Annotated in this window: 24 protein-coding genes and 1 riboswitch; of the genes, 21 read left to right on the top strand and 3 right to left on the bottom strand. The window is 28.8% G+C overall.

Annotation, left to right across the window (positions count from 1 at the left end; all coding sequences use genetic code 11):
• From kduD to BUB01_RS02005, 8 genes are all read left to right on the top strand, one after another.
• Positions 1 to 753: 2-dehydro-3-deoxy-D-gluconate 5-dehydrogenase KduD (gene kduD / locus BUB01_RS02040; RefSeq protein WP_072984762.1), on the top strand; the 753-nt coding region annotated here is incomplete at its 5' end.
• A gap of 56 nt (positions 754 to 809) precedes the next feature.
• Positions 810 to 1,454: a bifunctional 2-keto-4-hydroxyglutarate aldolase/2-keto-3-deoxy-6-phosphogluconate aldolase gene (locus BUB01_RS02035; protein WP_072984759.1), complete on the top strand. Its 645-nt coding sequence runs from the start codon at positions 810 to 812 to the stop codon at positions 1,452 to 1,454.
• A 10-nt stretch (positions 1,455 to 1,464) separates the two neighbouring features.
• Positions 1,465 to 2,484, top strand: coding sequence for a sugar kinase (locus BUB01_RS02030; protein ID WP_072984798.1), 1,020 nt, complete (start codon positions 1,465 to 1,467; stop codon positions 2,482 to 2,484).
• An 11-nt stretch (positions 2,485 to 2,495) separates the two neighbouring features.
• Entirely contained in the window at positions 2,496 to 3,659 is a 1,164-nt protein-coding gene (locus BUB01_RS02025) for a galactokinase (protein ID WP_072984757.1), read from the top strand.
• 94 nt (positions 3,660 to 3,753) lie between these two features.
• Positions 3,754 to 5,271: a UDP-glucose--hexose-1-phosphate uridylyltransferase gene (gene galT / locus BUB01_RS02020; protein WP_072984754.1), complete on the top strand. Its 1,518-nt coding sequence runs from the start codon at positions 3,754 to 3,756 to the stop codon at positions 5,269 to 5,271.
• A 188-nt stretch (positions 5,272 to 5,459) separates the two neighbouring features.
• Complete coding sequence (locus BUB01_RS02015; protein ID WP_084108169.1) at positions 5,460 to 6,512, top strand: aldose epimerase family protein; 1,053 nt, start codon at positions 5,460 to 5,462, stop codon at positions 6,510 to 6,512.
• Positions 6,513 to 6,620: 108 nt separating this feature from the next.
• The gene (locus BUB01_RS02010; protein ID WP_072984752.1) at positions 6,621 to 7,040 is read left to right on the top strand and encodes a hypothetical protein; all 420 of its coding nucleotides are present in this window, start codon (positions 6,621 to 6,623) and stop codon (positions 7,038 to 7,040) included.
• Between the two features lie 6 nt (positions 7,041 to 7,046).
• A complete protein-coding gene (locus BUB01_RS02005) occupies positions 7,047 to 7,250 on the top strand; it encodes a helix-turn-helix transcriptional regulator (RefSeq protein ID WP_072984750.1) in 204 nt (67 codons plus the stop codon).
• 217 nt (positions 7,251 to 7,467) lie between these two features.
• On the opposite strand, the gene BUB01_RS02000 is transcribed toward BUB01_RS02005, so the two are convergent.
• The 3 genes from BUB01_RS02000 to BUB01_RS01990 form a co-directional block, all read right to left on the bottom strand.
• A complete protein-coding gene (locus tag BUB01_RS02000; RefSeq protein WP_072984748.1) occupies positions 7,468 to 8,430 on the bottom strand; it encodes a PHP domain-containing protein in 963 nt (320 codons plus the stop codon).
• A gap of 23 nt (positions 8,431 to 8,453) precedes the next feature.
• Positions 8,454 to 9,728 (bottom strand): MFS transporter, encoded by a 1,275-nt coding sequence (locus BUB01_RS01995; protein WP_072984747.1) that lies wholly within the window; start codon positions 9,726 to 9,728, stop codon positions 8,454 to 8,456.
• Between the two features lie 639 nt (positions 9,729 to 10,367).
• Positions 10,368 to 11,132, bottom strand: a complete 765-nt coding sequence (locus BUB01_RS01990; protein WP_072984746.1) for a DeoR/GlpR family DNA-binding transcription regulator — start codon at positions 11,130 to 11,132, stop codon at positions 10,368 to 10,370.
• A gap of 166 nt (positions 11,133 to 11,298) precedes the next feature.
• Between BUB01_RS01990 and BUB01_RS01985 the strand changes: the two genes are divergently transcribed.
• The 13 genes from BUB01_RS01985 (at position 11,299) to BUB01_RS01925 (ending at position 24,807) form a co-directional block, all read left to right on the top strand.
• Entirely contained in the window at positions 11,299 to 12,672 is a 1,374-nt protein-coding gene (locus tag BUB01_RS01985) for an MATE family efflux transporter (RefSeq protein ID WP_072984745.1), read from the top strand.
• 181 nt (positions 12,673 to 12,853) lie between these two features.
• Positions 12,854 to 13,396, top strand: coding sequence for a sigma-70 family RNA polymerase sigma factor (locus tag BUB01_RS01980; RefSeq protein ID WP_242958349.1), 543 nt, complete (start codon positions 12,854 to 12,856; stop codon positions 13,394 to 13,396).
• A 4-nt stretch (positions 13,397 to 13,400) separates the two neighbouring features.
• Positions 13,401 to 14,762 carry a DUF4179 domain-containing protein gene (locus BUB01_RS01975; RefSeq protein WP_072984744.1) on the top strand — a complete coding sequence of 454 codons (1,362 nt, stop codon included), beginning with the start codon at positions 13,401 to 13,403 and terminating at the stop codon, positions 14,760 to 14,762.
• A gap of 140 nt (positions 14,763 to 14,902) precedes the next feature.
• Positions 14,903 to 14,948, top strand: a riboswitch (PreQ1 riboswitch).
• Between the two features lie 93 nt (positions 14,949 to 15,041).
• Complete coding sequence (locus BUB01_RS01970; protein WP_072984743.1) at positions 15,042 to 16,028, top strand: nucleoside hydrolase; 987 nt, start codon at positions 15,042 to 15,044, stop codon at positions 16,026 to 16,028.
• Between the two features lie 12 nt (positions 16,029 to 16,040).
• Complete coding sequence (locus BUB01_RS01965) at positions 16,041 to 16,598, top strand: ECF transporter S component (protein ID WP_072984742.1); 558 nt, start codon at positions 16,041 to 16,043, stop codon at positions 16,596 to 16,598.
• 8 nt (positions 16,599 to 16,606) lie between these two features.
• Positions 16,607 to 17,296 (top strand): radical SAM protein, encoded by a 690-nt coding sequence (locus tag BUB01_RS01960; protein ID WP_072984741.1) that lies wholly within the window; start codon positions 16,607 to 16,609, stop codon positions 17,294 to 17,296.
• Between the two features lie 162 nt (positions 17,297 to 17,458).
• Positions 17,459 to 19,267: a penicillin-binding transpeptidase domain-containing protein gene (locus BUB01_RS01955; RefSeq protein WP_072984740.1), complete on the top strand. Its 1,809-nt coding sequence runs from the start codon at positions 17,459 to 17,461 to the stop codon at positions 19,265 to 19,267.
• A gap of 163 nt (positions 19,268 to 19,430) precedes the next feature.
• Positions 19,431 to 19,994 carry a restriction endonuclease subunit S domain-containing protein gene (locus BUB01_RS01950; RefSeq protein ID WP_143152435.1) on the top strand — a complete coding sequence of 188 codons (564 nt, stop codon included), beginning with the start codon at positions 19,431 to 19,433 and terminating at the stop codon, positions 19,992 to 19,994.
• A 330-nt stretch (positions 19,995 to 20,324) separates the two neighbouring features.
• Positions 20,325 to 21,941 carry a phosphoenolpyruvate carboxylase gene (gene ppcA, locus BUB01_RS01945; RefSeq protein ID WP_072984738.1) on the top strand — a complete coding sequence of 539 codons (1,617 nt, stop codon included), beginning with the start codon at positions 20,325 to 20,327 and terminating at the stop codon, positions 21,939 to 21,941.
• A gap of 280 nt (positions 21,942 to 22,221) precedes the next feature.
• A complete protein-coding gene (locus BUB01_RS01940; protein ID WP_072984737.1) occupies positions 22,222 to 22,863 on the top strand; it encodes a C40 family peptidase in 642 nt (213 codons plus the stop codon).
• 226 nt (positions 22,864 to 23,089) lie between these two features.
• On the top strand, positions 23,090 to 23,797 hold the full coding sequence (locus BUB01_RS01935) for an SPOR domain-containing protein (RefSeq protein ID WP_072984726.1): 708 nt from the start codon (positions 23,090 to 23,092) through the stop codon (positions 23,795 to 23,797).
• 169 nt (positions 23,798 to 23,966) lie between these two features.
• Positions 23,967 to 24,236 carry a DUF4321 domain-containing protein gene (locus tag BUB01_RS01930; protein WP_242958348.1) on the top strand — a complete coding sequence of 90 codons (270 nt, stop codon included), beginning with the start codon at positions 23,967 to 23,969 and terminating at the stop codon, positions 24,234 to 24,236.
• Between the two features lie 4 nt (positions 24,237 to 24,240).
• Positions 24,241 to 24,807, top strand: a complete 567-nt coding sequence (locus tag BUB01_RS01925) for a Maf-like protein (RefSeq protein WP_072984724.1) — start codon at positions 24,241 to 24,243, stop codon at positions 24,805 to 24,807.
• Positions 24,808 to 24,823 lie beyond the last annotated feature (16 nt).

Below are 24,823 nucleotides of genomic sequence, written 5' to 3'. Positions count from 1 at the left end.
GATTTCTTTTCTTTAAAAGGAAAGGTTGCAGTAGTAACAGGTGGAAACACAGGACTTGGACAAGGCTATGTAGTAGCATTAGCAAAAGCAGGTGCAGACCTTTTTGTTCCAACTTATGATAGAAATTGGGATGAAACTAGAGAGTTAGTTGAAAAAGAAGGAAGAAAGATAGTATTCCATCAAGCTGATTTAACAAAGAAAGAAGATAGAGAAAGCGTTGTAGAAACTTGTATGAAAGAATTTGGAAGAATAGATATATTAGTTAACAATGCAGGAACTATAAGAAGAGCTCCACTTTTAGAATATAAAGACGAAGATTGGGATGCAGTAATGGATATAAATCTAAACTCTGTATATCACTTAAGTAAGGCTGTAGCTAATATAATGGTTGAACAAAAATCAGGAAAGATAATAAACATAGCTTCAATGCTTTCATTCCAAGGTGGAAAATTTGTACCTCCATACACTGCAAGTAAGCATGGGGTAGCTGGATTAACTAAAGCTTTTGCAAACGAATTAGCTTGTCACAATGTTCAAATAAATGCAATAGCACCTGGATATATAGAAACTGCAAACACAGCGCCTATAAGAGCTGATGAAAAGAGAAATGCAGAAATTCTTTCAAGGATACCAGCAGAAAAATGGGCTAAACCATTTGATTTAATGGGAACAGTGGTATTTTTATCAAGTAGAGCATCTGATTATGTAAATGGACATATATTAGCTGTTGATGGTGGATGGTTAGTTAGATAATTTAAAAAAGCAATATATAACAGAAAAAATTACGTTAATTCTAAGGAGAAATTATTATGTTAAATAAGATGAGAATAGTAAATGAGGTAATGGAAACTGGTGTTGTTGCTGTAATAAGGGGAAAAAATATAGAAGAAGCTATAAATGTAGCTTCTTCTTGCATAAAAGGCGGAATTAATGCAATTGAAGTAACCTTTACAGTACCTAAAGCGCATAAGGTAATAGATAAATTAAAAGAGATGTATGGTGATTCTATAGTAGTTGGAGCAGGAACAGTATTAGACAGTGAAACTGCTAGAATAGCTATTTTAGAAGGAGCAGAATTTATAGTAAGTCCAAGCTTCGATTTGGAAACTTCAAAATTATGTAATAGATATGACATACCATATATGGCAGGATGTATGACAATCCAAGAAATAATTAAGGCCATGGAAGCTGGAACAGATGTAGTTAAGTTATTCCCAGGTTCAGCCTTTGGACCAGGAATAGTTAAGGATATTAAAGCACCTCTTCCACAGGTTTCAATAATGCCAACAGGTGGAGTTTCACTAGATAATATTGACACTTGGATTAAAAATGGCTGCGTAGCAGTTGGAATAGGCGGAAGCTTAACAGCACCAGCACTTAAAGGAGATTTTGAAAAAACTACTGAACTTTCAAGACAATTTATAGAAAAAGTTAAATTAGCAAGAGGAAAGTAAGGTGTATACTATGAAGAAAAAAATAGTTACCTTTGGTGAAATAATGATGAGATTATCACCAAAATCTAATAAAAGATTTTCACAAGCAGAGGATTTCAAAATAAATTTTGGTGGTGCTGAAGCAAATGTAGCAGTGCTTTTAGCTAATTTAGGAATACATTCAACTTTTGTTAGTAAGTTGCCAGAAAATCCTATAGGAGATATGGTAGAAAGATATTTAGATAGTAATAGAGTAGATACTAGTTATATAGCTTATGGAGGAGAAAGACTAGGAGTTTATTATTTTGAAAATGGAAATTCTGTAAGAAGCTCTAAAGTAGTCTATGACAGAAAAAGTTCAGCTATGTCAACATCTAAAAAAGGTGACTTTTCGTTTGAGGAAGTGTTTAAAGATGCAGATTGGTTTCATTTTTCAGGTATAACGGCTGCTTTAGGTGAAAACTGTGTTGAAGCTTTAAAGGAAGCTATAAAGGTAGCTAAGAAAAATGATGTTAAAATAAGTGTAGATTTAAATTATAGAAGTAAGCTATGGGATTATGGAACATTTAAAACTGTAATGAGAGAACTTATTAAAGATGTAGATTTATGTATAGGTTGGATAGATTTAAATAGTAAAAGTAATGAATTTACACCTGTAAGTTTTAAAGATGAAGTAGAGGAAAAGGATTACTTTATTAAAGTTTTTGGAGAAATGAATAAGGAACTTAATGTAGGATTAGTTGCAACAACTATTAGAGAAACTTTTTCAACTTCAAGAAATTCTTTAAGAGGAGTAATTTTTGATGGAGATAAGCTTATAGCATCAAACAAATACGAATTTGATATTACTGATAGGGTGGGAGCAGGAGACGCTTTTGCAGCAGGTTTACTTTGTGAGTTAGCAAATGATAAAGATATTAAAGAAGCGTTAGAGTTTGCAGTAGCATCTGGTGTGTACAAGCATACCATAGAGGGGGATGCAAGTATTGCAAGCTATGAAGAGATAAAAGGGATAACTACAGGAATATTAGCAGGTGGAGTAGCAAGATAGGAGGCATATTTATGTTAGATGTATTAAAAAGTGACTTCAAAGAAATTTTTAAAGTAAATGCTGAAAATATATTTTTTGCACCAGGTAGAGTAAATTTAATAGGTGAGCATACAGATTATAATGGTGGACATGTTTTTCCTTGTGCTTTAAGTTTTGGAACATATGCTGTTTCAAGAAAAAGAGAAGATGGTTTGGTAAGAATGTATTCTTTAAACTTTGAGGACTTAGGAATTATAGAATTCTCCATAAATGATTTACAAAATATAAAACAAGATGATTGGGCTAACTATCCTAAAGGTGTTATTTGGGCGTTTAAAGAAAAAGGGTATAGCATAAATCATGGTATGGATGTTCTTGTATATGGAAACATACCGAATGGAGCTGGACTTTCTTCATCTGCATCCATAGAACTTGTAACTTCAGTTATGCTTAAGGATTATTTTGACTTAGATTTAGATATGATTGAAATGGTTAAACTTAGTCAAATGGCTGAAAATAAGTTCATAGGTGTTAATTGTGGAATTATGGATCAATTTGCAATAGGTATGGGAAAAGAGAACCACGCTATATTATTAGATACAAATAATTTGAAGTATGAATATGTACCAGTTTCTTTAGATGGAGCATCTATAGTAATAGCCAATACTAATAAAAGGAGAGGTCTTGCAGACTCTAAATACAATGAAAGAAGAAGTGAATGTGAAGAAGCTTTAAGTGATATAAAAGAACATAAAGATATAAATTCATTAGGAGATTTAACAGAAGAGGAATTTATAAACTTAAAGCAATATATAAAAAGAGATGTATGTAGAGATAGAGCGGAACATGCTGTACTTGAAAACATAAGAACTAAAAAAGCTGTTGAAGTATTAAAACAAGGAAAAATAAGTGAGTTTGGAGAGTTGATGAAATCATCTCATTATTCCTTAAAAGATAAGTATGAAGTTACTGGAATTGAGCTTGATACATTAGTAGAGCTTGCACTTGAAGAAAGAGGTGTAATAGGTTCTAGAATGACAGGAGCAGGTTTTGGGGGATGTACTATATCTTTAGTTAAAAATGAAAATATAGAGGATTTTGTAAAAAATGTAGGAAAAGGTTATAAAGAAAAAATAGGTTATGAAGCTAGTTTTTATGTAGCATCAGTAGGTGATGGAGCAAGAAAATTGTTTTAGGACGTAGGAAAAACAACATATAAGTAGACTAAATTATTACCTTTAAAATTTATGTGATAAGAAACAAAATTGTTTAACTTAGGAGGGAAACTGTATGATTAATATAGATATATTTAAAGAAATACAAGCTTTAGTTAATTACGGAATAAAATGCGGTTTTATAGAAATAGAAGATGAAATATATAGCATTAATAAAATATTAGAAGTACTTAAATTGGATGATTTTAAATGCTATCAAGGAGATGTAGAAGAAGACAGAGATTTAGACGGAATATTAGAAAATATACTAGCTTGGTCTATTAAGGAAGGTCTTATTAATGATACTGTTACTGAAAAGGATATATTGGACACTAAGATAATGGCTACTATGATACCAAAACCTTCTCAAGTTATTAAAGAGTTCTTATCAAATTATGAAATTAATCCTAAAAAAGCAACAGATTATTATTATGATTTTAGTAAAAAATCAAATTATATAAGAGTAGAAAGAGTGAAAAAAGATCTTAAATGGAAAGTTGCAACGGAATATGGTGATTTGGATATTACTATAAATATGGCTAAACCAGAAAAAGATCCAAAAGAAATTGCTAAAGCAAAGACTATTAAAAGCTCAAATTATCCTAAATGTTTATTATGTAAGGAAAATGAAGGCTATGCTGGACATTTTAATCATCCAGCAAGAGGAAATCACAGAATAATACCCCTTGTATTAAATAATTCAAGATGGTTTTTACAATATTCACCTTATGTTTATTTTAATGAGCATTCAATAGTGCTTAAGGATGAGCATAGTCCAATGAGGATAGGTAGAGATACTTTTGTTGAATTATTAGATTTTATTGAAACTTTTAATCACTATTTTATAGGTTCTAATGCAGATTTGCCTATAGTTGGTGGTTCTATCTTAACTCATAATCACTATCAAGGTGGTAATTATGAATTTGCAATGGAAAAGGCTGAAAGTGAAAAACAATATATTATAAAAGATTTTGAAGATATAATAGTATCTAAGGTTAAATGGCCTCTGTCTGCAATAAGAATAGCTTGTGAAGATAAAGATAGATTAGTAGAATTAGCAACTAAAATAAATAACTCTTGGAAAAAGTATAGTGATGAAGAAGTTGATATTTTAGCTTTTACAGGAGAAACTGAGCATAATACAGTAACACCAATAGCAAGATTTAGAAACGGAAAATTTGAACTAGATTTAGTTTTTAGAAATAACAGAACTACTTCTGAATATCCTTTTGGTATATTCCATCCACATGAAGAACTTCATCATATAAAGAAGGAAAACATAGGTCTTATAGAAGTTATGGGACTAGCCGTATTACCTTCGAGATTGAAATATGAAATGGAAGAATTAAAGTCTTATGTGCTTAAAACTATTAGAGGTGAAATGGTTCAAGTATCAGAAAGTATTAAAAAACATATTGCTTGGATAAATGAAGTAATAATAAATCATGGAGATATAACAGAAGAAAATATCGATAAAGTAATAGAAGAAGAAATAGGAAAGGTATTCCTTAAAGTATTAGAAGACTGTGGTGTATTTAAAAGAGATGCTAAAGGAATTAAGGCCTTTGATAAATTTATGAATTTATTAAACTAATTTAAAAGTTTTGACAAGTGAGAATCCAAATTTTAATTTGGTTAATTCAAACTTACTCATACGAATGTAATGAGTAGGAGTTTCATTAATATATTAAGACTTTAGGTATATTAAAAGATAATTAGTCAATATAGGAGGCTGTTATTATTTTAATATACCTTATTTTATTTAAGAAAGAGGTTATTTGTATGGGTATGAATTTTAAAAGTAATATTATAGATAATTATAAAGGTGAAAATATAATTGAGTATGAATTTGAAAATGAAAATGGGATAAAAGTAGGAGTTCTTAATTTAGGCGGAATTATTACAAAAATTATGACACCAGATAAAGAAGGTAACTATGAAAATATAGTGCTTTCTTATAACAATATAGAAGATTATTTTGAAAATGATTGTTATTATGGTGCTACAGTGGGGAGAACTGCTGGACGTATTTATAATGGAATTGTAACTATAGAAGGCAAGGAGTATAAGCTTAATAATAATTATGTAGTAAATCAATGTCATGGTGGTAATATAGGTTTTGATAAAAAAATATGGACAGTTAAACCTATAATAGAAAAAGACAAGGTTGGAGTAACTTTATATTATTTATCAAAGCGTATGGAAGAAAATTATCCAGGTAATTTAAGGTGTGAAGTAAGCTATACGCTTAATAATGAAGATGAACTTGAATTTTTGGCAGTAGCTAATACAGATGAGACTACTTTAGTAAATATAACAAATCATAGTTATTTTAATTTAAGTGGTAATTATAAGGATGATATATTAGATAATGAATTACAAATGAATGCTGAAAATATTTTAGAAATAGAAGAAACAGGAGCGGTTACAGGGAAGATATTACCTGTTTACGAGAATAAAGCTTTTGATTTTACCAAAAGGAAGACAATTAAAGAACATATTAATGCTGAACACAAGCAAATAAAACTTGGGAATGGATATGATCACCCATTTGTCTTCAGGGAAAACGAAGATGGATTAATATCATTAAATGATAAAAAATCAGGAAGAGGCATGGATATAGAAACAAATAATGAAGCAGTTGTTATTTATACTATGAACTATCCAAATGATAAAGCTTTAAAAGGAAATATTAAGCCAAGGCAAAGACTAGGAGTATGTTTTGAAACACAAGCGCCACCAATAGGAATAAATCAATGTTTCTTAGAAAAATCTATTCTAAAACCAGATGAAACATATAGTAAGTATACAAAGTATAAATTTTATTTAATATAAGAGGAATAAAAGTTAAAAATATACAAAAGATGCATTGACTAAAATTGTCATAAGTGATATATTTATAACATCAAGTTATAAATATATCACTTTTAGGAGGATGATTTTATGAGAGAAAATAAATTAACCGTAAAAAAACAATTATATCTACAATCTATACCATGGCTGTTTTTTTTAATTGTAGTAGCAATTGGTAAGGTAGATTGGGTTAGCGAAAGTGTAAATATTGTGCTGACTGTTGTTATGGCGATAGTAATTATTTATTTTTTCGTACTAGGATTGAAGAAAAAAGAAACTATTGATGAGTCAGCTAAAAGCATACTTGCAAAAGTAGATGGTATTTGTTTGCATACTATAATATATAGTCTTATAATATTTAATTTTACTATATCTCCAAATAATAATAATAACGTTGTTACTACTCTTATTCCTGTTAAATTTATAGGTTTATTTCTAGTTATAGTAGCTTATCTTGTTTTGCTTTTAAGAGCAATACTTTTTGGTTATTATGATAAAAGGGGGATTTAAATAAAATTGCCTACTTTAAAAACAAAAATAAAAGAGTATAGAGAAAAAGCGCTAATTAAGCAAAATGAGCTTGCAGAACTTGTGGGTGTTAGACGTGAAACAATTGTTCACTTAGAAAATGGCAAATATAATCCATCTTTAAAATTAGCAATGGATATTGCAAAAGTTTTTGGAACTACTGTTGAAGAGCTATTTGAATTTGAAGATTAAAAAAGTTATAAAAAATTATATTGATTAATAGTTTTTAGGAAAAAAGTAAAATCAGATATAATATTAAAAAATTGGACATGGTTCAAAATTAAAAAAGTAGATGGTTTTGTATAAAAGCAAAACTATCTACTTTTTTAGTAATAGATATTAGTTTGACACTTATATAGTATATAAATTTATATTATATATTGGTGATTTCTTACACACGTAATTATATCTATTCTGATATAAACATAGGATTTGTCCAAGCTGTTTTACCGAATTTATCTTCACATTCAATTCTAATATATTTTTCGGTTCCTTTTAATTTATAAGTAATTTTAGTTACAGGTTCTCCAGATTTATTACACCTACTATAGCCATAAGTATTTGATCTGAAATAAACCTTTTCAACTGGCGAGCATTCAACAAAAGCCTCACCATTTTCTATTCCGTAATTATATATTTCAGGACCTGTAGATGAGTAGAACTTACCAGCTAAAAGAGCTTCAGAAATAGCATCTTGAGATAACTCATTTGCTTGTACATTAACCCAGCCACCAAAAGAGTCCCATGTTATAGAGGCATCGCCAAATTTATTCTTATTATGATTATCATCTGTAGCTATCCCCCAGATTTTTCTGCCTCTTCTAAGTAAAGAATCCCAATAAACAGTAGATAGACCTGTCTTTGTTTCCATTTCGCAAGAGTTGTTAAAGATTTCTAAAGCAAAATAGTCTTTTAAATCTATAAAATCATCTAACTCAGTTAATGACCAAACAGGATGGTTAAGCATAACTAGATTGCCAGTGTTATTTAATTTATCAATAACATTTTGAACTGTATTGACATCCTTCCAATCTGGTGGAGCCATCCTATCATTATGATTAAGAGGCGTATTACCAGTACTTTTTATCATTTCTTTTGAACCTTGTATACCATGGATGTGATAGCATTTTTCGGAGTCTTTAACATATATGCCTGCTTCTATAGCTGGCATGATTAAGAAATCTTTAGAGTTAAATTCAGAAAGATTTGTAAATAATCCATGCTCACTAAAGGCTAAAAATGAGTAACCTTTTTCTTTATAAAGGTTTACAACTTCATCAGGATTAAGTTTTCCATCAGACATAGTAGAGTGACAATGCAAATTGCCTTTAAACCAATTTCCATTTCTATTTATAGGATATATATTTTTCATAGGTATTCCTCCATTAATTTATATTAAGCTAATTTTTTATATTGAATATCTAAAGTAGCTTTTTTATCTAATTTCCAGCTAATAGTAATTGATAATATTCCAAGTAGAGCTAATATACTCCAGCTGATTATAACAAAATTCCAACCATATTTATCAACAAAAAGTCCTGTGATAAATGATGCAAAACCTGTAGCTAAATATGATGCAAAATTAAGAAAGCCAGCTATTAAAGATGTCTTGTTATATTTTGCAAATCTCAGAGGTATAACACCAAGAAGAATAGTATTTACACCATACATTGTAGCTGAGGCTAAGGATAAGAATATTAAACTTATAATGGGACCAAAGCTTTGAAATTTAATAAAAGCAATAATGCTTATTATCCCAAATGTAAATAAAATAGAAGTAGTAAGTTTTTCTTGATTATTAAGTTTTTTATTAAGCCAATCGGTAAACATTATACCGATAAAATTCATAATAGGTATTAATAGAATCAAGGTTGTTGTAGATTTCATATTTAGCCCCTGAGTTTCCATAAGTAGAGTAGGTCCCCATAAACCAATACCATCTTTTATTATTCCTTGAGCTATACAACCAATAACTATTAACCAAAGTTTTGTTTCTTTAAAAACTTCTATAAAAGATAAGTTGTTATTTTCGTATGGTTTAGAAGTATCAACTTTTATATCTGTAGGCTGTTCTTCAAGAATAAGTCCTAATTCATTAGGGGTATCTCTTACTGTTAATAACCAAATAAAAGAGTATATTAATATTATAATGCCAGGAACCCAAAACGTCCATTTCCAATTTGCGATAGAAAGAATCTTACCAGATAATCCCCAAGCAAGAATATTACCACCAACCATGGAAGTACCTAAGATAATAGCAATAGAGTTTTTTTTATTTTCTTCAAACCAATGGGAGGTAGTTTTTATTATTGGCCCCCATAACATTGCTTGAAAGTATCCATTAAAAGACCAAAATATAAACATGATAGTTAAGCTAGTAGCAAATCCAAAAAATATATTGCAGATAGCTGTAATTATTAAACCTATAAAGATAATAATTCTAGAAGAAAATTTATCGCCTAAGTAACCATTAGTTAATTGACCAATGCCATAAATCCAAAAAAATAAACTACCTATTAATCCAACCTGTGCTTTACTTATTTCTAAATCATTTTGTATATATGGAATTGCAACGGATAGGTTTACTCTTCCGAAATATATAAGAGCATAAGCAAGCCAACAGCATATAAAAGTAATTACTTGCCACTTCTTTAGTTTTTTATTATTCATTCACAATCATCTCCAGTTTTTTTCTTAGATATATAATACAACAATATTTGTGGTTTTTCAAGAGATTTTGTGGTTTTTAGTGGTGTTTCTTGTGGTAAAATATGTTTTTGTGTTGTAATGTGTGATTTTTTAAGCAAAAGTGACTAGTTGTTATATGCTATTGTGTGTGCTGTGTCGGCCTTATGAAAAAGATATGGTAAAAGAGTTTCTCGAGAATTGTTGTTCTCATCTATTATAGAAAATAGATAATTATTTATTGTATTCACTCCATCAGGAAGAAGTTTATTATACACTGATTCTGATAAAGATAATGCATCTTCTTTTTTACAATTTCATGATTTGATTTTTTCTTGTGCATAAGTTTTTATTGCTTTATCTAAATATTTATAAAATTCAACACTAGTCATCTCTCTTAATATACTCATATTAACACCCTTAATTTATAAATTGTAATATTAAACTAGTATTCTCTTTTACCTATAAATATTTTATTATATACTGGAAAAGATGTAATATTTTTTTGATTATAATAAAAATAATAGATATCTAATATTACTAAGCAATAATAGATATCTATATTGAGTGTTTAATAATTTAAGGCATTTATATACTTTTAACTATATAGCAGAGTTTTCTATCCTATTTATTTATAACTTCAATATCATTAGCTTTATATTTATTTAATATATTATCATTAAGTTTAGAATCTGTAATTATCATATCAGCTTTTGAAATATCACAAAGTTTTAATAAAGAGAGTGTATCAAATTTACTACTATCACTTAGCATGAAAACTTGTTGAGATATTTCTATAAGTTTTCTTTGAATTTGAATTTCATCTAAGTTATGATCAGTGAAACCGTCTAGAAGTGAAATTCCACTTACAGAAATAAAAGCTGTATCTATACGGAATTTTGATATATTTTCTAAGGCAAATTCGCCTGCCAGTGAATATTCTTCACCATTAAATATACCTCCACAAAGAATTATTGTATATTTACTCATATCAGATAGCTCTAAAGCTATAGCTACAGAGTTTGTAAGAATAGTAAGTTTTTCAAAATTAATTTTTAAGAGTTTTGCTATTTCTAAAGTAGTTGTACCAGAGTTTAAAGCAATTGATTGACCTTCTGTTATATATCTAATAGCAATTTTAGCAATTTCCTGCTTTTCTTCAATAAATTCTTTTTCTCTCACATTAAAGGAAGCTTGGTTTGTATTTATTCTTTCACGAACAGCACCGCCATAAACTTTTTTTAGTAGCCCCTTTTTTTCAAGATGGTCTAAGTCTCTTCGTATAGTTTCCATCGAAACATTAAATATTTTAATAAGGTTAGATACCCTAACAGAATCGTTTTGTTCAAGTAATTCGAGTATTTTTTGATATCTATCTTGTGCTAACAATAAAATTCACCTCTCAATATAAATTTACTTATATTTTTATATAATACAATTATATAAAAATAATTTCAAATTCTTAGTTTTATTTGTTATACAATTTTAAAAGTGGTATAATTATCTGTATTATTTTTACACAATAGAAAAAAGCTATTAATTAGGGGGTGATAGTGTGGATACTAAAAAACGAAAGGATCTTATACTTAATGGGGGCTTGTATAAGGTTATAATAACATTAGCTGTACCTATGATGATTAGTAATCTTATACAAACACTATATAGTATAGTTGATGGAATATGGGTTAGTAAGATTGGAACTTCAGAGTTTGCAGCAACATCATTTGTTTGGCCAGTAAACTTTTTGTTTATATCAATAGGGATGGGGTTATCAATAGCGGGAACATCTTTATTATCGCAATTTATAGGAGCATCTAAATATAAGGAAGCATCTAAATATGCGAGTCAATTAGTTGTTATGTCAGTAATAAGCGCTTTAATATTTTCAGGAATAGGATTTTTACTTACCCCAATTATAGTAACGTTAATGGGGGCTTCTGGAGAGCTTGCGACTTATAGTAATATATTTTTAAGAATAACATTTTTAGACATGCCTTTTACATTTTTATTTTTTGCTTTTAATGCAATAATGAATTCACAAGGAAATACGTTAATGACAACATTTCTTAGTGCAGCAAGTGTTGTGTTAAATTGTATATTAGATCCTATATTTATATTCACTTTAAATATGGGAGTTGGTGGGGCAGCTTTTGCAACTCTAGTAGCTAAAGCTGTTTTGTCAATACTTGGAATGTATCTTCTTATGAAGTCTAATGTTGCTGTTAAGCCTAGCTTAAAGAATTTTAAATTTGATAAGACTATAATGAATAACATTGTTAAGGTTGGCTTACCATCAGCGGTAGGACAATCTGGAGCGGCATTAGGATTTATAGTTTTAAATTCATTTATAGCTTCTTATGGAACGGTTACAATTGCAGCCTTTGGCATGGTAAATAGAATAACCTCATTAATAATGCAACCAGCTATGGGAGTAGGAGCATCTCTTACTGCAATTGTTGGACAAAATTTAGGATCAGAAAAAATAGATAGGGTTAAAGAAGCTTTTATAAAGGCAATGAAGCTTACTATAGGTTTTTCTATAATAGGTTGCATAATACTTATTTGGCAAGAGGATGCTGTTATTGAGTTCTTTATGCAATCTAAAGAACGAGGGGAAGTATTCAATCAAGGAATTGTATATTTAAGGATGATATCTTTTTCTATGCCTTTAATGGGTATGTTTAGTGTATATCAAGGCTTATTCCAAGGTTCTGGACATACTAAGTATTCTATGAATATGGAAATAGGAAGGCTTTGGTTTGTTAGATTACCAATGATTCTTATATTTAAGTATTTAACAGAAGTTGGTTCGAGTGGAATCTGGTTTTCAATGAGTTTTAGTAATTTAATAGTTTGTATATATGGGTATTTAGTTTTTAGAAAAGGAAATTGGCAGACAAAAGTAATAAGGGAACAACTTGCTGTATAGTGTATTTATATGATGAAATACAAGTACTAAAATTTTTGTAAAAAAGGCTTCTCAAATAAAAGTATATTAGAATATATTTATATTCAATTATTTTTATTTGAGATTTTTTTTATTTATAAGAACCAACTAAAGTACTTTTGCATCTAAAGGATGTATTAAAGATTTTTAGGAGGTGTTAGAATTGAATGCGCAAGCTATAGAAGAAGGAGAATTTAATTTGAATAGGTTAGATTTAGTTAGAAGAGCAAAGGCAGGCGATAAGGAAGCTTTTATAGAGCTTATAAGAAATAATAAACTATCATTGTACAAGATTGCAAAGAATATCTTGAAAAATGATCACGATGTGGGAGATGCTATATCAGATACTATCTTAAAGGCTTATGAGAATATAAATACTTTAGAAAATAATGAGTATTTCAAAACATGGCTAATTAGGATACTTATAAATAAGTGTAATGAAATACATAGGAAAAATTCTAAGGTTATCTTGATTGATAAGAATGAAAATCCTTTTGATACTTATTATGATATTTATGAAGATATAGACTTGAATAAAGCTATAGCAGTTCTAGATGAAGATTTAAGGGTTTTGATTCATTTATATTATTATGAAGATTTATCTCTTTCAAGTATAAGTGATATTTTGAGTATACCCCAAGGTACGATAAAGTCTAGATTAGCTAGGGCTAGAAAGAATCTGTATGAAGTTTTAAAGGAGGAATAATGTTATGGATGATAAAAAGGATATATTTTTAAAGAATAAGTTTAAAGATACAAATTCAGAAATTCCTGATGTAGTAGATAGTATTATAGAAAATACATTATTAAATTTAGAAACTAAAAAAGTTGGTGAAATAAAAGTAAATAAGAAGAAAAGTGCTTGGACTAAAAGAATTATAGCAGCAGGAATTGTATTTTGTACACTGGTTATTTGTGAAAATACATTTAATGTATCAGCGAAGGTCAAAGGTATCTTAATACCAGCGGAAAAGCTATTAACAAAGGATACAAAGAAGTATGGCTATGATATAAATAGTGTAGTTGAAAAGGATGGCTACAAAATAACTTTGAAGAATGTATATACTAGTGACAAATCTATAAAGATAGTTTATGAAATAGAGGGAGAAAATCTAACTAGTGAGGATTTAAATAATTTAGATATAGATCAAAGGCCGTTTATAAATGGTAAGGATAATTTATATAGTTTTGGTTCTTTAGGAATACCTATTAAATTAGAAAATAATAAATATATATTAGTTGGAGAGGCAGAAACAAAAAATTCTATAGATAAGACATATGAATTGAAAACTAGTATTCTAAATAAAAAAAATAAGGCACAATATGAATTTAAGGCCGAAGTTGAAAATAAAAAACTTAATGATGTAACTAAAGTTTTAGCTCAGAATAAGAAGATAGAGCTTAGAGATTTTACTGTAATTATAAATAAATTGACATATAATCCCATAGAGATAAGTGGAGATGTTACGTTGCTAAAAAAAGATGAAATAGCTTGGCATAAGCTGACAGCACCTGCTTCTGAAAACCTTCCAAGTTGTAAGATGCTTAACATTTTTATAAAAAATGAAAAAGGTGAAAAAATATCAGAAAGATTTGTTGGAGGAGGGAATCCTGATGAAGGAAAGCTAAATTTTAAGTTCAATACTATGAGCTTTTTAGATGAAGCTAAAACGTTAGAAATAATACCTTCTGTAATGAATACTGATGAAACAGGAGAAAATACTATGTTAAGTATTAAAGAAGCTAAGAATAAGGAAATAGTAAAAGGTGAGAATAGTTTTATTATTAAAGATATAAAAGAACAAGAGGATAAATTTATAGTTTCAGTAAAGGCTAAAGGTATTTATAAAGATTATATTGCTAATAATATAAATTTTGTTTCAGAAGATAATAAAGTAGCAATGCTAAGTATGGAAAATCAGCGAGAGATATATGGAAATAATGAAGAATTCTTTTTAAGTTATATTAAGGTAGAAAAAGGTAAAAATTATAAGTTATCTTTACCTAAAAATATACAGTTAATGTATGAAAATATAGATTTAGCAAGTTTAAAGATAACTATTAAAGAATAAAAATTTAATTGTTTAAGCAGTATTTCATTGGTAAAATTGGAATTCTAACGGTTTAGTATATAAATGGAATGTGGACAAATTACAAGAATTTGATATAATTAGTGAGTAATCAAATAAAGAAATCTAAGAATAATAATTTCTTAGTAGAGGTTCATGAACCATCCCTCTATAAAAAACTAGGACTGTATATCGTATTTTACGAGCGCACTCTAGTTTAGTGCGCTCTTTTTTACGTTTATATGTTCTTCTTGGTTAAATTTTGAAAACAAGGAGGATAAAATGAAAAATATTATTATTGATTGTGATCCAGGGATTGATGACAGTTTAGCTCTTATTATGGCATTAAAATCACCAGAGATTAATGTAGTAGGGATAACTATAGTATCAGGTAATGTTCATGCAAGCAAGGGGGCTAAAAATGCTTTAAAAGTATTAAGACTTTTAGATATGCTTCATATACCGGTTTATGTAGGTGAAGGCAAGCCTTTAGTAAGAGAATTTGTAACAGCTGAGGATACTCATGGTGAAGATGGGTTAGGGGAAACTTTTATTGAAGAAGTTTATGATGTTGAGGTTAAAAATGGAGTTGTAGATTTTATATTAGAAAGTGCTAAGAGGTATGAAAATCTTACAGTAGTAGCAATAGGTCCGCTTACTAATTTAGCTTTAACAATAGAAAAGGATAGGGAAACTTTTAATAAGTTAAAGGAAGTTATTTTAATGGGAGGAGCGTTTAAATCTCATGGTAATTGTTCACCTGTTGCTGAGTTTAACTTTTGGGTAGATCCTCATGGAGCAGATTATGTGTTTAAAAATATAGATATACCTTTAATTATGGTAGGATTAGATGTAACTAGAGAGATTGTATTAACACCAAATTATATTGAATTATTGAATCAGATTTATCTGGAAAGTAGAGATGAAATAGCAAAATTTATAGTTGATATTACAAGGTTTTATGTAGATTTTCATTGGAAACAAGAAAGAACTTTAGGATGTGTTATAAATGATCCGCTTGCAATAGGATATTTGTTAGATTCTAGTATATGCAGTGGCGAGGATTATTTTGTTCAAGTAGTAAAGAATGGAGAAGCTATAGGACAAAGTATGGTAGATGTAGCTGATTTTTATAGAGAAAAACCAAACTGTCATGTATTAACTAAAGTAGATGCTAAGAGATTCATGGTGATGTTTTTAACTAGATTATTTCCAAATTATAAAAAGGAAATAGAAGTTGTATTAAATAATAATAGGTATGGTATTTAGGGGGAGAAAATTATGAAAAAGGTATCAACTCGTAAAATAAGTATAATAGGTATAGGAATAGCTCTTAATATAATAGGAGCATTTATAGCTTTAAATTTAAAGCTTCCAATATACATGGATTCTATAGGAACTATAATGGTGAGCTTTTTATTTGGACCGTTAGCGGGAGTCGTAACGGGTATTTTGGGAAGTCTTGTAAGTGGTGTAACTTTTGATATATATTCAATATATTTTGCTCCAGTACAGATAACTACTGGATTATTTGTAGGTCTTTTGTATAGAAAGGGTATGCTAAAAGGATTTAGGACAATATTTGGAGTTTTCATAATAACATTATTTACTTCAACAGCTAGTGCTATTATAGCAGCCTTTGTATTTGGAGGTATAACATCTTCAGGTTCTTCTATAATAGTAACTGTATTATCAAATTTAGGAGTTAATAAAGTTGTATCTGTATTTATAGTGCAATATTTAACTGATTATGCAGATAAATTTTTAGCTTGTGTAGCTGTAAGTGCATTTTTAGCAAGGGTACCTTATACCCTTAGACAAAAAATAGTTAATAGTTAGGAGAAACTATGGATAGATATAATAAGATAATTAATAAAAACGAAAGAGAGATAGTTTTACTTAAATCTTTTCCATGTGTATGGGGAAAGTGTGCATTTTGTGATTATATAGATGATAATTCAAAAGATGAAGAAGCAGTTAATAAGCTTAACATGGAAGTGCTTAAAAACATAACTGGAGAATATGGAGTGATAGAGGTTATTAACTCTGGAAGTTGTTTTGAAATACCTAAAACTAGTTTAGAAAAAATAAGAGATATTATAAAAGAGAAAAATATAAAGCTGTTATTTTTAGAGAGTCATTGGTGTTATAGAAATAGACTTCAAGAGATGAGAGATTTTTTTAACGTACCTATAATATTTAAGGTAGGTATTGAAAGTTTTGATTATAATTTTAGAAATAATATTTTAAATAAAAATGCTAAATTTAAAACTGTAGAAGAGGTTAAAGAATATTTTCAGTCTGTTTGTCTTATGGTAGGGATAAAGGGACAAACAAAAGAACTTATAGATTTAGATATGAAACTTTTAGAGGAAAATTTCAAATATGGAACTGTAAATGTATGGACTGAAAATACAACTAAATTTAAAAGAGATGAGGAAATTATAAAATGGTTTAAAGAAAAGTATAGTTATTTGGATAAACATGAGACTATAGAAGTTCTTTATAATAATACTGATTTTGGTGTTGGAGATTAATTTAAGAATAATAAACTTCCTTTTAAGTAAAGATGTATTATAATTTGCTTAAAGGGGAGTTTTCTTAAAAATAATAAAAAAATATTTTTCATTAGGTATATTTTATTATATACTATCTTTAGGTAGTTTTAGTTACTTCAAAAAATAGCTTTGGAGGATTTTATGAAAAAGTCAAATAAAAAAAGAAAAATAATAAAACCTGTTATAACAGAAAAAAGAATGTTGTTGGTGAATTTTGGTGTGGTACTTGTGCTAATAAGTTTAGTTGGAAGATTGGCTTACATAATGATATGGAAAAAAACAGAGCTTACAGCTAAGGCTACAGAGCAATGGACTAGTGAAATGCAAATAGAACCTAAAAGAGGAAAGATTCTAGATAGAGATGGAAAAGAGCTTGTTAGAAGTGCATCCGTTTATAGAGTAGATTTGGATTTAGATACTCTTAGAGATACTTATTTTGATACAGAAGATAAGAAAAAGCATATGACACCTAATCAAATGGCATCTAAAATAGCTCCTATTTTAGGGATGAAAGAAGAAGAGGTATTAGAAAAATTACAGGCTAAGCTAAAAAGTGGAGCGCCAGCTAAGTCTGCTATTTTGGCTAGAAGAATAGAAAATGATGTTGCTACAAAAATTAAGGATTTAAAGATATTAGGGTTAGTAGTATCTTCAGATACTAAGAGATATTATACAAACAATAACTTTTTATCGCATATATTAGGAACTACAAGTGCTGATGGAAAAGGATTAAGTGGAATAGAACTTGAATACAATAAGGAACTTACAGGAGTCCCAGGCATGAAGGTGTCTCAAATAGATGCTGGGAATAGAGAAAATCCATACAGTACTGCTAGTGTTACAAATGCACAAGATGGACATGATATAGTACTTACAATAGATGAAAAAATTCAATATTATGCAGAAGAGATTGCACAAAGAGCTTTTACAGAGCAGAAAGCCAAAACAGCTACAGTTATAGTTAGTAACCCTAAAAATGGAGAAATTTTAGCGTTAGCTAATAAACCAGATTTTAATCCTAATAAGCCTTATGAAGGTGTTGAAAAATTTGATGGGAATAGTAATTCTGAAAAGGTTAGTAATATGTGGTCAAACTGGGCAGTATCAACAGCGTTTGAGCCAGGGTCAACATTTAAAATGCTAACAGCTTACGCGGGGCTTGAATATGGGGTAGTAAATGAGGATTCTTGGTTTAATTGTCCAGGATATGAGATTGTAGATGGTATTAGAATAAATTGTTGGAAACAAGGTGGACATGGACATTTAAATTTATCTGGGATTTTAGAAAATTCTTGCAATCCAGGATTTATGCAACTAGGAAAAAAAATAAAAAAAGAAAACTTAAATGAATGCATTCAAAGATTTGGACTTGGTAAGCCATCAGGTGTAGATTTGCCAGGAGAATCAGCAGGTGTAATAAAGAAAACAGAAGAGATAAGTAATGTTGACTTGGCTAATATTTCTTTTGGTCAAACAGATACTGTAAATGCTGTTCAACTTATGGCTTCTGTAAATGCTATTGCTAATGGAGGTACTTTAATTCAACCTCATGTAATGAAAGAAGTTTCTCATGTGGATGAAAGTGGGAAAAAGGTTGTGGATAAGACTTTTGATCCTAAAAAGCAAGTGGTCGGAAAGCCAGAGATTGCTGCTGAAGTTAGAGCAGATTTAAAAAATGTTATAGAAAAAGGGTCTGGTAAACCAGCAAAAGTAGATGGATACTCCATAGCTGGTAAAACTGGTACATCTGAAAAATTAGGTTCTAAGGATAAGGATAAAAAAATAGCATCTTTTGTAGGAATGGCTCCAGCAGAAGATCCAAACGTTACAGTTATGATAATAATAAATGAACCAAATGGAGAGCAATATTTTGGAGGAGTAATAGCAGCACCTCTTGCTCATGATTTGTTTTCAGACATATTCAGTTATAATGAATCGAAAAAAGATTAATTTTAATAAAAGTGAGTATTTAAAATACTCACTTTTATTAAAAAAAGAATTATCAGAAAATTCAAAGAATATATTTTAATATGGAAGTTTATAGTGTATAATAAAACTAGAAAACGTTTACTAATTTTATGTTAATAACTATAAGGTGGGGAGGGTATATATGATGAATAATGTAAAATCTGTAGAAAATGAAAGCTTAATATTGAATAGTCTAGTTACTAATGGGTCCATTGAGGAAATAATGAACTTAAATTTAGCTTCACAAGAAACAAGTTTTATGATAGGAGAGGTTGCCGAGGTTTTTGAAGGAATATCAGTTAATCCTAAATACCTTCAAACTGATGAGGATATTAAAGGGATAAGCTATATAAAGCCTAGTTCAATAAAATATTGGGAGTTACTTAAAGGAAAGTATTATATTAAAGAAGAATTTGCAAATAAGTATGATAAGAAGTTATTAAAGGTTGGGGATATACTAATATCCAAAATATTTGATGGGTACAATTGTGCTATAGTAAGAGATGAGAGATTAAAAGCTATAGCATCTAAAAATGTTATAATAATAAGATGTACAAAAATGAATCCTCAAATACTTTTTAATGCAATAGCATTTAATGAAGGAAAACAAATATTTTTAAAGAGTATTAAGGAAAGAGGAAGAGGTTATGATATTAAATATATCAATAAAGAAATAATTAATGGAATAAGATTACCTTATAAAATATAATGAGAAAAAAACATTCTCCAAGAATTTAGGAGAATGTTTTTTATTATATATTGAAATTTAAATTAGATATTTAATTAACTATCAATAATAAAACTAACCTAAAACTAATTTTTAGATTAGCATTGTAGAAAGCATAGTTCAATAGATGTTATTACAGATTATAAAAAGGGAAATATTATAAAAATGAGCTGAGAAAACGTTATTATGTGTCAAATGCAAGTACACAAGAGAAAAACTTGCAAAAAATAATAAAAAAGCTTTATTTATTTAAGAGTTTATGATAATATTGAATTATTGAAAAAAGAAAATATTCATATAGGAGTGGTTTAAATGAAAAAATTTCCAAGTTCTATGATGACGCAGCATCCAGATAATGTAAGTACATATGTTTCTATACAAGAGGAACCTCAAGAAGCAATCGACGGGTTAAAGTTTCAAAATAAAGGTGGTCTTGGTATAGATGAAATAATGATAGATTTTGAAGGAAAGTTAACACCATATCATCAAACATCTCAAGTTGCATTAGGCTTAATTGCAAACGGAATAATACCAGGTAAAGATGTTGCAATAACGCCAAGAATACCCAATGCAAACAAGGAGTCAGTCTTTAGACAGCTAATGAGTATAATGTCTATTGTTGAAACTAATGTTCAGGCTTATGAGAATTCAGGAATACAAGCTATAAAAGAAGTTGTTGTACCTATGGTTGAAACTGGGGAGGAAATTTCAGAGTTTCAAGATAGAGTTAATTCAGTAATTGAGTTAGGAAATAAGAATTATAAGACGAAGTTTGATCTAAATAGTATAAGAATAATACCTTTAGTAGAAGGAGTACCTTCTTTAGTAAATATAGATAAAATATTTGATGAGTTTTACCATACATCTGAAACAAAAGGTGATAAATTAGATAGTTTAAGATTTATGATAGCAAGATCAGATTCAGCTATGTCTTATGGTATGATATCAGGAGTTCTATCTGTTATAATAGCTATTAACAAAGCTTATACTTGGGGAAAAGAACATAGCGTAGAAATGGCACCTATATTAGGTTGTGGTTCACTTCCATTTAGAGGACATTTTACAGCTGAAAATGTAGAACAAATGATAAAAACTTATTCGGGAATTAAAACATTCACAGTTCAATCTGCATTGAGATATGATCATGGAGCAGAAAAGACAAAGGAAGCTGTTAATAAGTTAAATGAAAGTATACATAAATCACTTCCAAGAGAATTTACAAGTGAAGATATAGATTTGATGAAAGAATTTATAGGAATATTTTCAAAACATTATTTACAAACTTTCTTAAAAATAATAAATACGGTATCATTTGTTTCAGACTTCATACCTAAAAACAGAGATAGGCTAACCAAGAGCAAAACAGGTTTAGATTATAATAGGGAAGTTGCTAATCTTCAAGATATAGCTGATTTAGTAAAGGATGAAACTTTAAAGAAAGAAATACTAGCTATAGATAATAGTACAGAATTCTCAGTACCTAGGGCTATATCATATACAGCAGCTATGTATACATTAGGTATGCCACCTGAATTTATGGGTATGGGAAGAGGTATGAAAGAAATAAAAGATAAGTATGGAGATTACGGAATAGATAAACTTAAAGAATTTTACCCACAAATAAAGGAAGACTTTAGATTTGCTGCTCTTTTTGCAAATAGTAAGATATCAAAAAAGATTGTGGATGAGTCAGCAAGACTTGAGTATGCTGAAGATATGAAATTAGTTAATGAAATATTAAATCTTGAAATAGATTTTGAATATTTAGATGAAAATGAATTCTATCATACTTTACTTAAAACAACAAAACCTATAATAATGCATCTTATAGGAATGGAAGATGACATAATCCAAAATAAAACTGAAGAACTTAAAATCCTTAACGAGTGGATTGTAAGAATGGGTAAAGTTAGAGGAAGTATGGGCTAATATATATTAGAAACACCATTTGGTGAAAACCAAATGGTGTTTTTTATACATTTAAAATTTTAAAATAAATTGCTTATTAAGTATATGAAAATTTGCTTTATTATTAAAGACGTATAAAATATGAAAAAGTTTCTTAAAAAATTCTTAAATTTTTCTTAAAATAAGGTTGACCAAAGGTTGACATAATGTATATAATTAGTATGTACATAAAGTTTATAGTAACTTTGGTTCTGTAAATGTTTACTTTGGAGAGAGTAACTTTATTTTTGAGGGGGATATTATGAAATTGAAAAAATGTTTAATTATAGCGAGTGTATTTTCAATTGCACTCATTTCTAACATGGTTAGTGAAAATAAAGTAGTTAAAGCAGACACTACAGTTAAAACACAACAAGGTGTTGTGCTAAAAAGTACTCAATTAAAGGGTGAAAAAACTATAATAGCACCTAAAAAAGAAGAGGCTGTTTCGGATAGTGGATCAAATTCATCAAGTGAAAAAAAATCATCAGGAAGCAAATCATCTGGTGGGAATGGGCCTTCTTCAAGAGGTGGCTCAAGTTCAGGGAGTGCAGTAGTTCAATATGCGTATAATTTTATAGGAAGACCTTATGTGTTTGGTGCAGCTGGTCCAAAAGTTTTTGATTGTTCTGGATTAACACAATATGTATATGCTAGATTTGGAGTATCGCTTGGTCACTATACAGGTTCTCAATGGGGGGCAGGCTCATCAGTAAGTAGAGGAAACCTACAACCAGGAGATTTAGTGTTTTTTAATACATATGGTCCTATAAGTCATGTTGGTATATATGTAGGTGGAGGGGACTTTATACATGCACCTTCATCTGGTAAAACTGTAACAGTAAGTTCACTTGGAGAATCTTATTATGCTTCAAGATATGCTGGCGCAAGAAGAGTTAAATAATAAATATAATGAAGGTTACGACATAGAGTGTGAAAATTCTATGTCGTTTTTTATATATAGGAATTTATAAAATTAATTATAAGTATAAATGTAGTAATATTAATATTTAAGATTATATGAGGCCACTTTTTACTTTTTAAATTTATGTAAACTATTTTTGTTTTAGGAATATAATTATGTAAATTAAAATAGATTTAAATATAAAGATGAATAGGTGGGTGATTATATGAAGTATACAAGATATGACTTTAACAAAGGGAAAAATAATTCGAATAGATTTGGTATAATAGTTATACTTATGGTAGTAATCGCATTAGTTATTGGAACTCTTATAGCAAAGTTTTTATTTTTGGGACAAGGTTCTCCAGAAAAAATTAAGGTAGAAAAACCAAATTCTATTCAAGCTGAAGATAGCAAAACACAAAGTAAAGATGGTGTTGAGAATTATTCTATAGTTCAGTGTGGATATTATTCTAAGAAGGAAAATGCAGATGATTTGAAAAATAAATTGAAAGATAAATATGATATATTTATCTTAAATGAAGGAGATAAATATAGAGCTATTTCATTTATAGGTAAACCAGAAGATGCTACAAAATTATTAGAAAAGCTTACTACAGAAAATATTACTGCTACTAAAATTAATTATAAAATAGATAAAAGTGCTTCTTGTAATCTTGAAATAGCAGGTATGATAAGTGGATATCTTGAGATAATTAGTAAGTTGAATGATAAGGATGTTAAGTCAGTTAAAACAGAGGATTTTAAAAAGTGGGCTGATACTTTGAAAGGAGAAGCTTCAGGTGCTAATTATAAAACATATAAGGAACTTCAAGACACAATAAAGAACTTGCCTAAAGAAATAACAAAAGCTGAAAATGATAAAAGCTATTCAGACATATTTAAGGCATTAAATGTTTTTAAAAGTAAATAAGAGATGTAAAAATAATTGATCAACGTATAAGGGAATTGTTTTCTCTAAATCTAGACAAATATTAAATAAAATGTAAAACAAATTAAGAAATTCTTAATTTGTTTTTTTTCACTTGTGTATGAATTTAATAAGTGATAAACTATATTAGATGAAAGTTAAGGTGGGATAAGTGTTGAAGAAGGGTAATAGAAATGTATGGCTTATAATATTAATAATTTTTATAGGTCTTATTTTAGGTAGTTTTATAGGTGATTTTTTAGGAAATCAGTTTCAGAATATAGAACTATTTAAACAAAAATATACAATTGGAAATACATCTCCACTAGTACTTGATTTAAAGGTTATATCATTAACCTTTGGTATAAGTGTAAATTTAAATTTTATGTCTATAATATGTGTTATTTTGGCAATAATACTATATAGAAAGTATTGGGAGTGATAAAATGCATGTAGTTTTAGCATCTAAGTCACCAAGAAGGAAAGAACTTTTAAGTAGGATAGTTAAGGAATTTGAGATTAGAGTTTCAGATTTTGATGAATCTACTGTAATTTTTAATTGTGATGCAGAAGCTTATGTAGAAGAATTATCTAGAAAAAAAGCTGAAACGGTAGCACAAAAACTACAAGAACCTTCATTGATTATAGCAGCAGATACTATTGTAGTATTAAATGGAGAAGTGCTAGGAAAACCTAAAACAGAAGAAGATGCTTTTTTTATGCTTTCTAAGTTAAGCGGAAAAACCCATGAAGTTTACTCAGGGGTTACGGTGATTAACACCCAAAATAATAAAATTATTTCAGATGCTGTATGTACAAAAGTTAAATTTTCTATTTTGGAAGAATCTCAAATTGAGGAGTACATAAAAACTTCTGAACCTATGGATAAAGCAGGAGCTTATGGAATTCAAGGATTAGGAGCTGTATTTGTTGAAGAAATAAAAGGTTGCTATTATAATGTGGTGGGATTGCCTTTAAATAGGTTAAATAAAATGCTATCACAAATTAAGTAGGGATGGGGAATTCAAT

The organism is Clostridium cavendishii DSM 21758 (assembly GCF_900141845.1).
In the GTDB taxonomy this organism is placed as follows: domain Bacteria; phylum Bacillota; class Clostridia; order Clostridiales; family Clostridiaceae; genus Clostridium_AG; species Clostridium_AG cavendishii.
The sequence above is the reverse complement of the archived record's forward strand: the minus strand, read 5'-3'. Positions and strand labels throughout refer to the sequence as shown.

What these genes read in the sequence shown, in the direction of transcription:
- BUB01_RS02035 (WP_072984759.1), top strand. Translation starts at nt 810, where the DNA reads ATGTTAAATAAGATGAGAATAGTAAATGAGGTAATGGAAACTGGTGTT.
- BUB01_RS02030 (WP_072984798.1), top strand. Translation starts at nt 1,465, where the DNA reads ATGAAGAAAAAAATAGTTACCTTTGGTGAAATAATGATGAGATTATCA.
- BUB01_RS02025 (WP_072984757.1), top strand. Translation starts at nt 2,496, where the DNA reads ATGTTAGATGTATTAAAAAGTGACTTCAAAGAAATTTTTAAAGTAAAT.
- galT (WP_072984754.1), top strand. Translation starts at nt 3,754, where the DNA reads ATGATTAATATAGATATATTTAAAGAAATACAAGCTTTAGTTAATTAC.
- BUB01_RS02015 (WP_084108169.1), top strand. Translation starts at nt 5,460, where the DNA reads ATGGGTATGAATTTTAAAAGTAATATTATAGATAATTATAAAGGTGAA.
- BUB01_RS02010 (WP_072984752.1), top strand. Translation starts at nt 6,621, where the DNA reads ATGAGAGAAAATAAATTAACCGTAAAAAAACAATTATATCTACAATCT.
- BUB01_RS02000 (WP_072984748.1), bottom strand. Translation starts at nt 8,430, where the DNA reads ATGAAAAATATATATCCTATAAATAGAAATGGAAATTGGTTTAAAGGC.
- BUB01_RS01995 (WP_072984747.1), bottom strand. Translation starts at nt 9,728, where the DNA reads ATGAATAATAAAAAACTAAAGAAGTGGCAAGTAATTACTTTTATATGC.
- BUB01_RS01975 (WP_072984744.1), top strand. Translation starts at nt 13,401, where the DNA reads ATGGATGATAAAAAGGATATATTTTTAAAGAATAAGTTTAAAGATACA.
- BUB01_RS01970 (WP_072984743.1), top strand. Translation starts at nt 15,042, where the DNA reads ATGAAAAATATTATTATTGATTGTGATCCAGGGATTGATGACAGTTTA.
- BUB01_RS01965 (WP_072984742.1), top strand. Translation starts at nt 16,041, where the DNA reads ATGAAAAAGGTATCAACTCGTAAAATAAGTATAATAGGTATAGGAATA.
- BUB01_RS01960 (WP_072984741.1), top strand. Translation starts at nt 16,607, where the DNA reads ATGGATAGATATAATAAGATAATTAATAAAAACGAAAGAGAGATAGTT.
- BUB01_RS01955 (WP_072984740.1), top strand. Translation starts at nt 17,459, where the DNA reads ATGAAAAAGTCAAATAAAAAAAGAAAAATAATAAAACCTGTTATAACA.
- BUB01_RS01950 (WP_143152435.1), top strand. Translation starts at nt 19,431, where the DNA reads ATGAATAATGTAAAATCTGTAGAAAATGAAAGCTTAATATTGAATAGT.
- ppcA (WP_072984738.1), top strand. Translation starts at nt 20,325, where the DNA reads ATGAAAAAATTTCCAAGTTCTATGATGACGCAGCATCCAGATAATGTA.
- BUB01_RS01940 (WP_072984737.1), top strand. Translation starts at nt 22,222, where the DNA reads ATGAAATTGAAAAAATGTTTAATTATAGCGAGTGTATTTTCAATTGCA.
- BUB01_RS01935 (WP_072984726.1), top strand. Translation starts at nt 23,090, where the DNA reads ATGAAGTATACAAGATATGACTTTAACAAAGGGAAAAATAATTCGAAT.
- BUB01_RS01925 (WP_072984724.1), top strand. Translation starts at nt 24,241, where the DNA reads ATGCATGTAGTTTTAGCATCTAAGTCACCAAGAAGGAAAGAACTTTTA.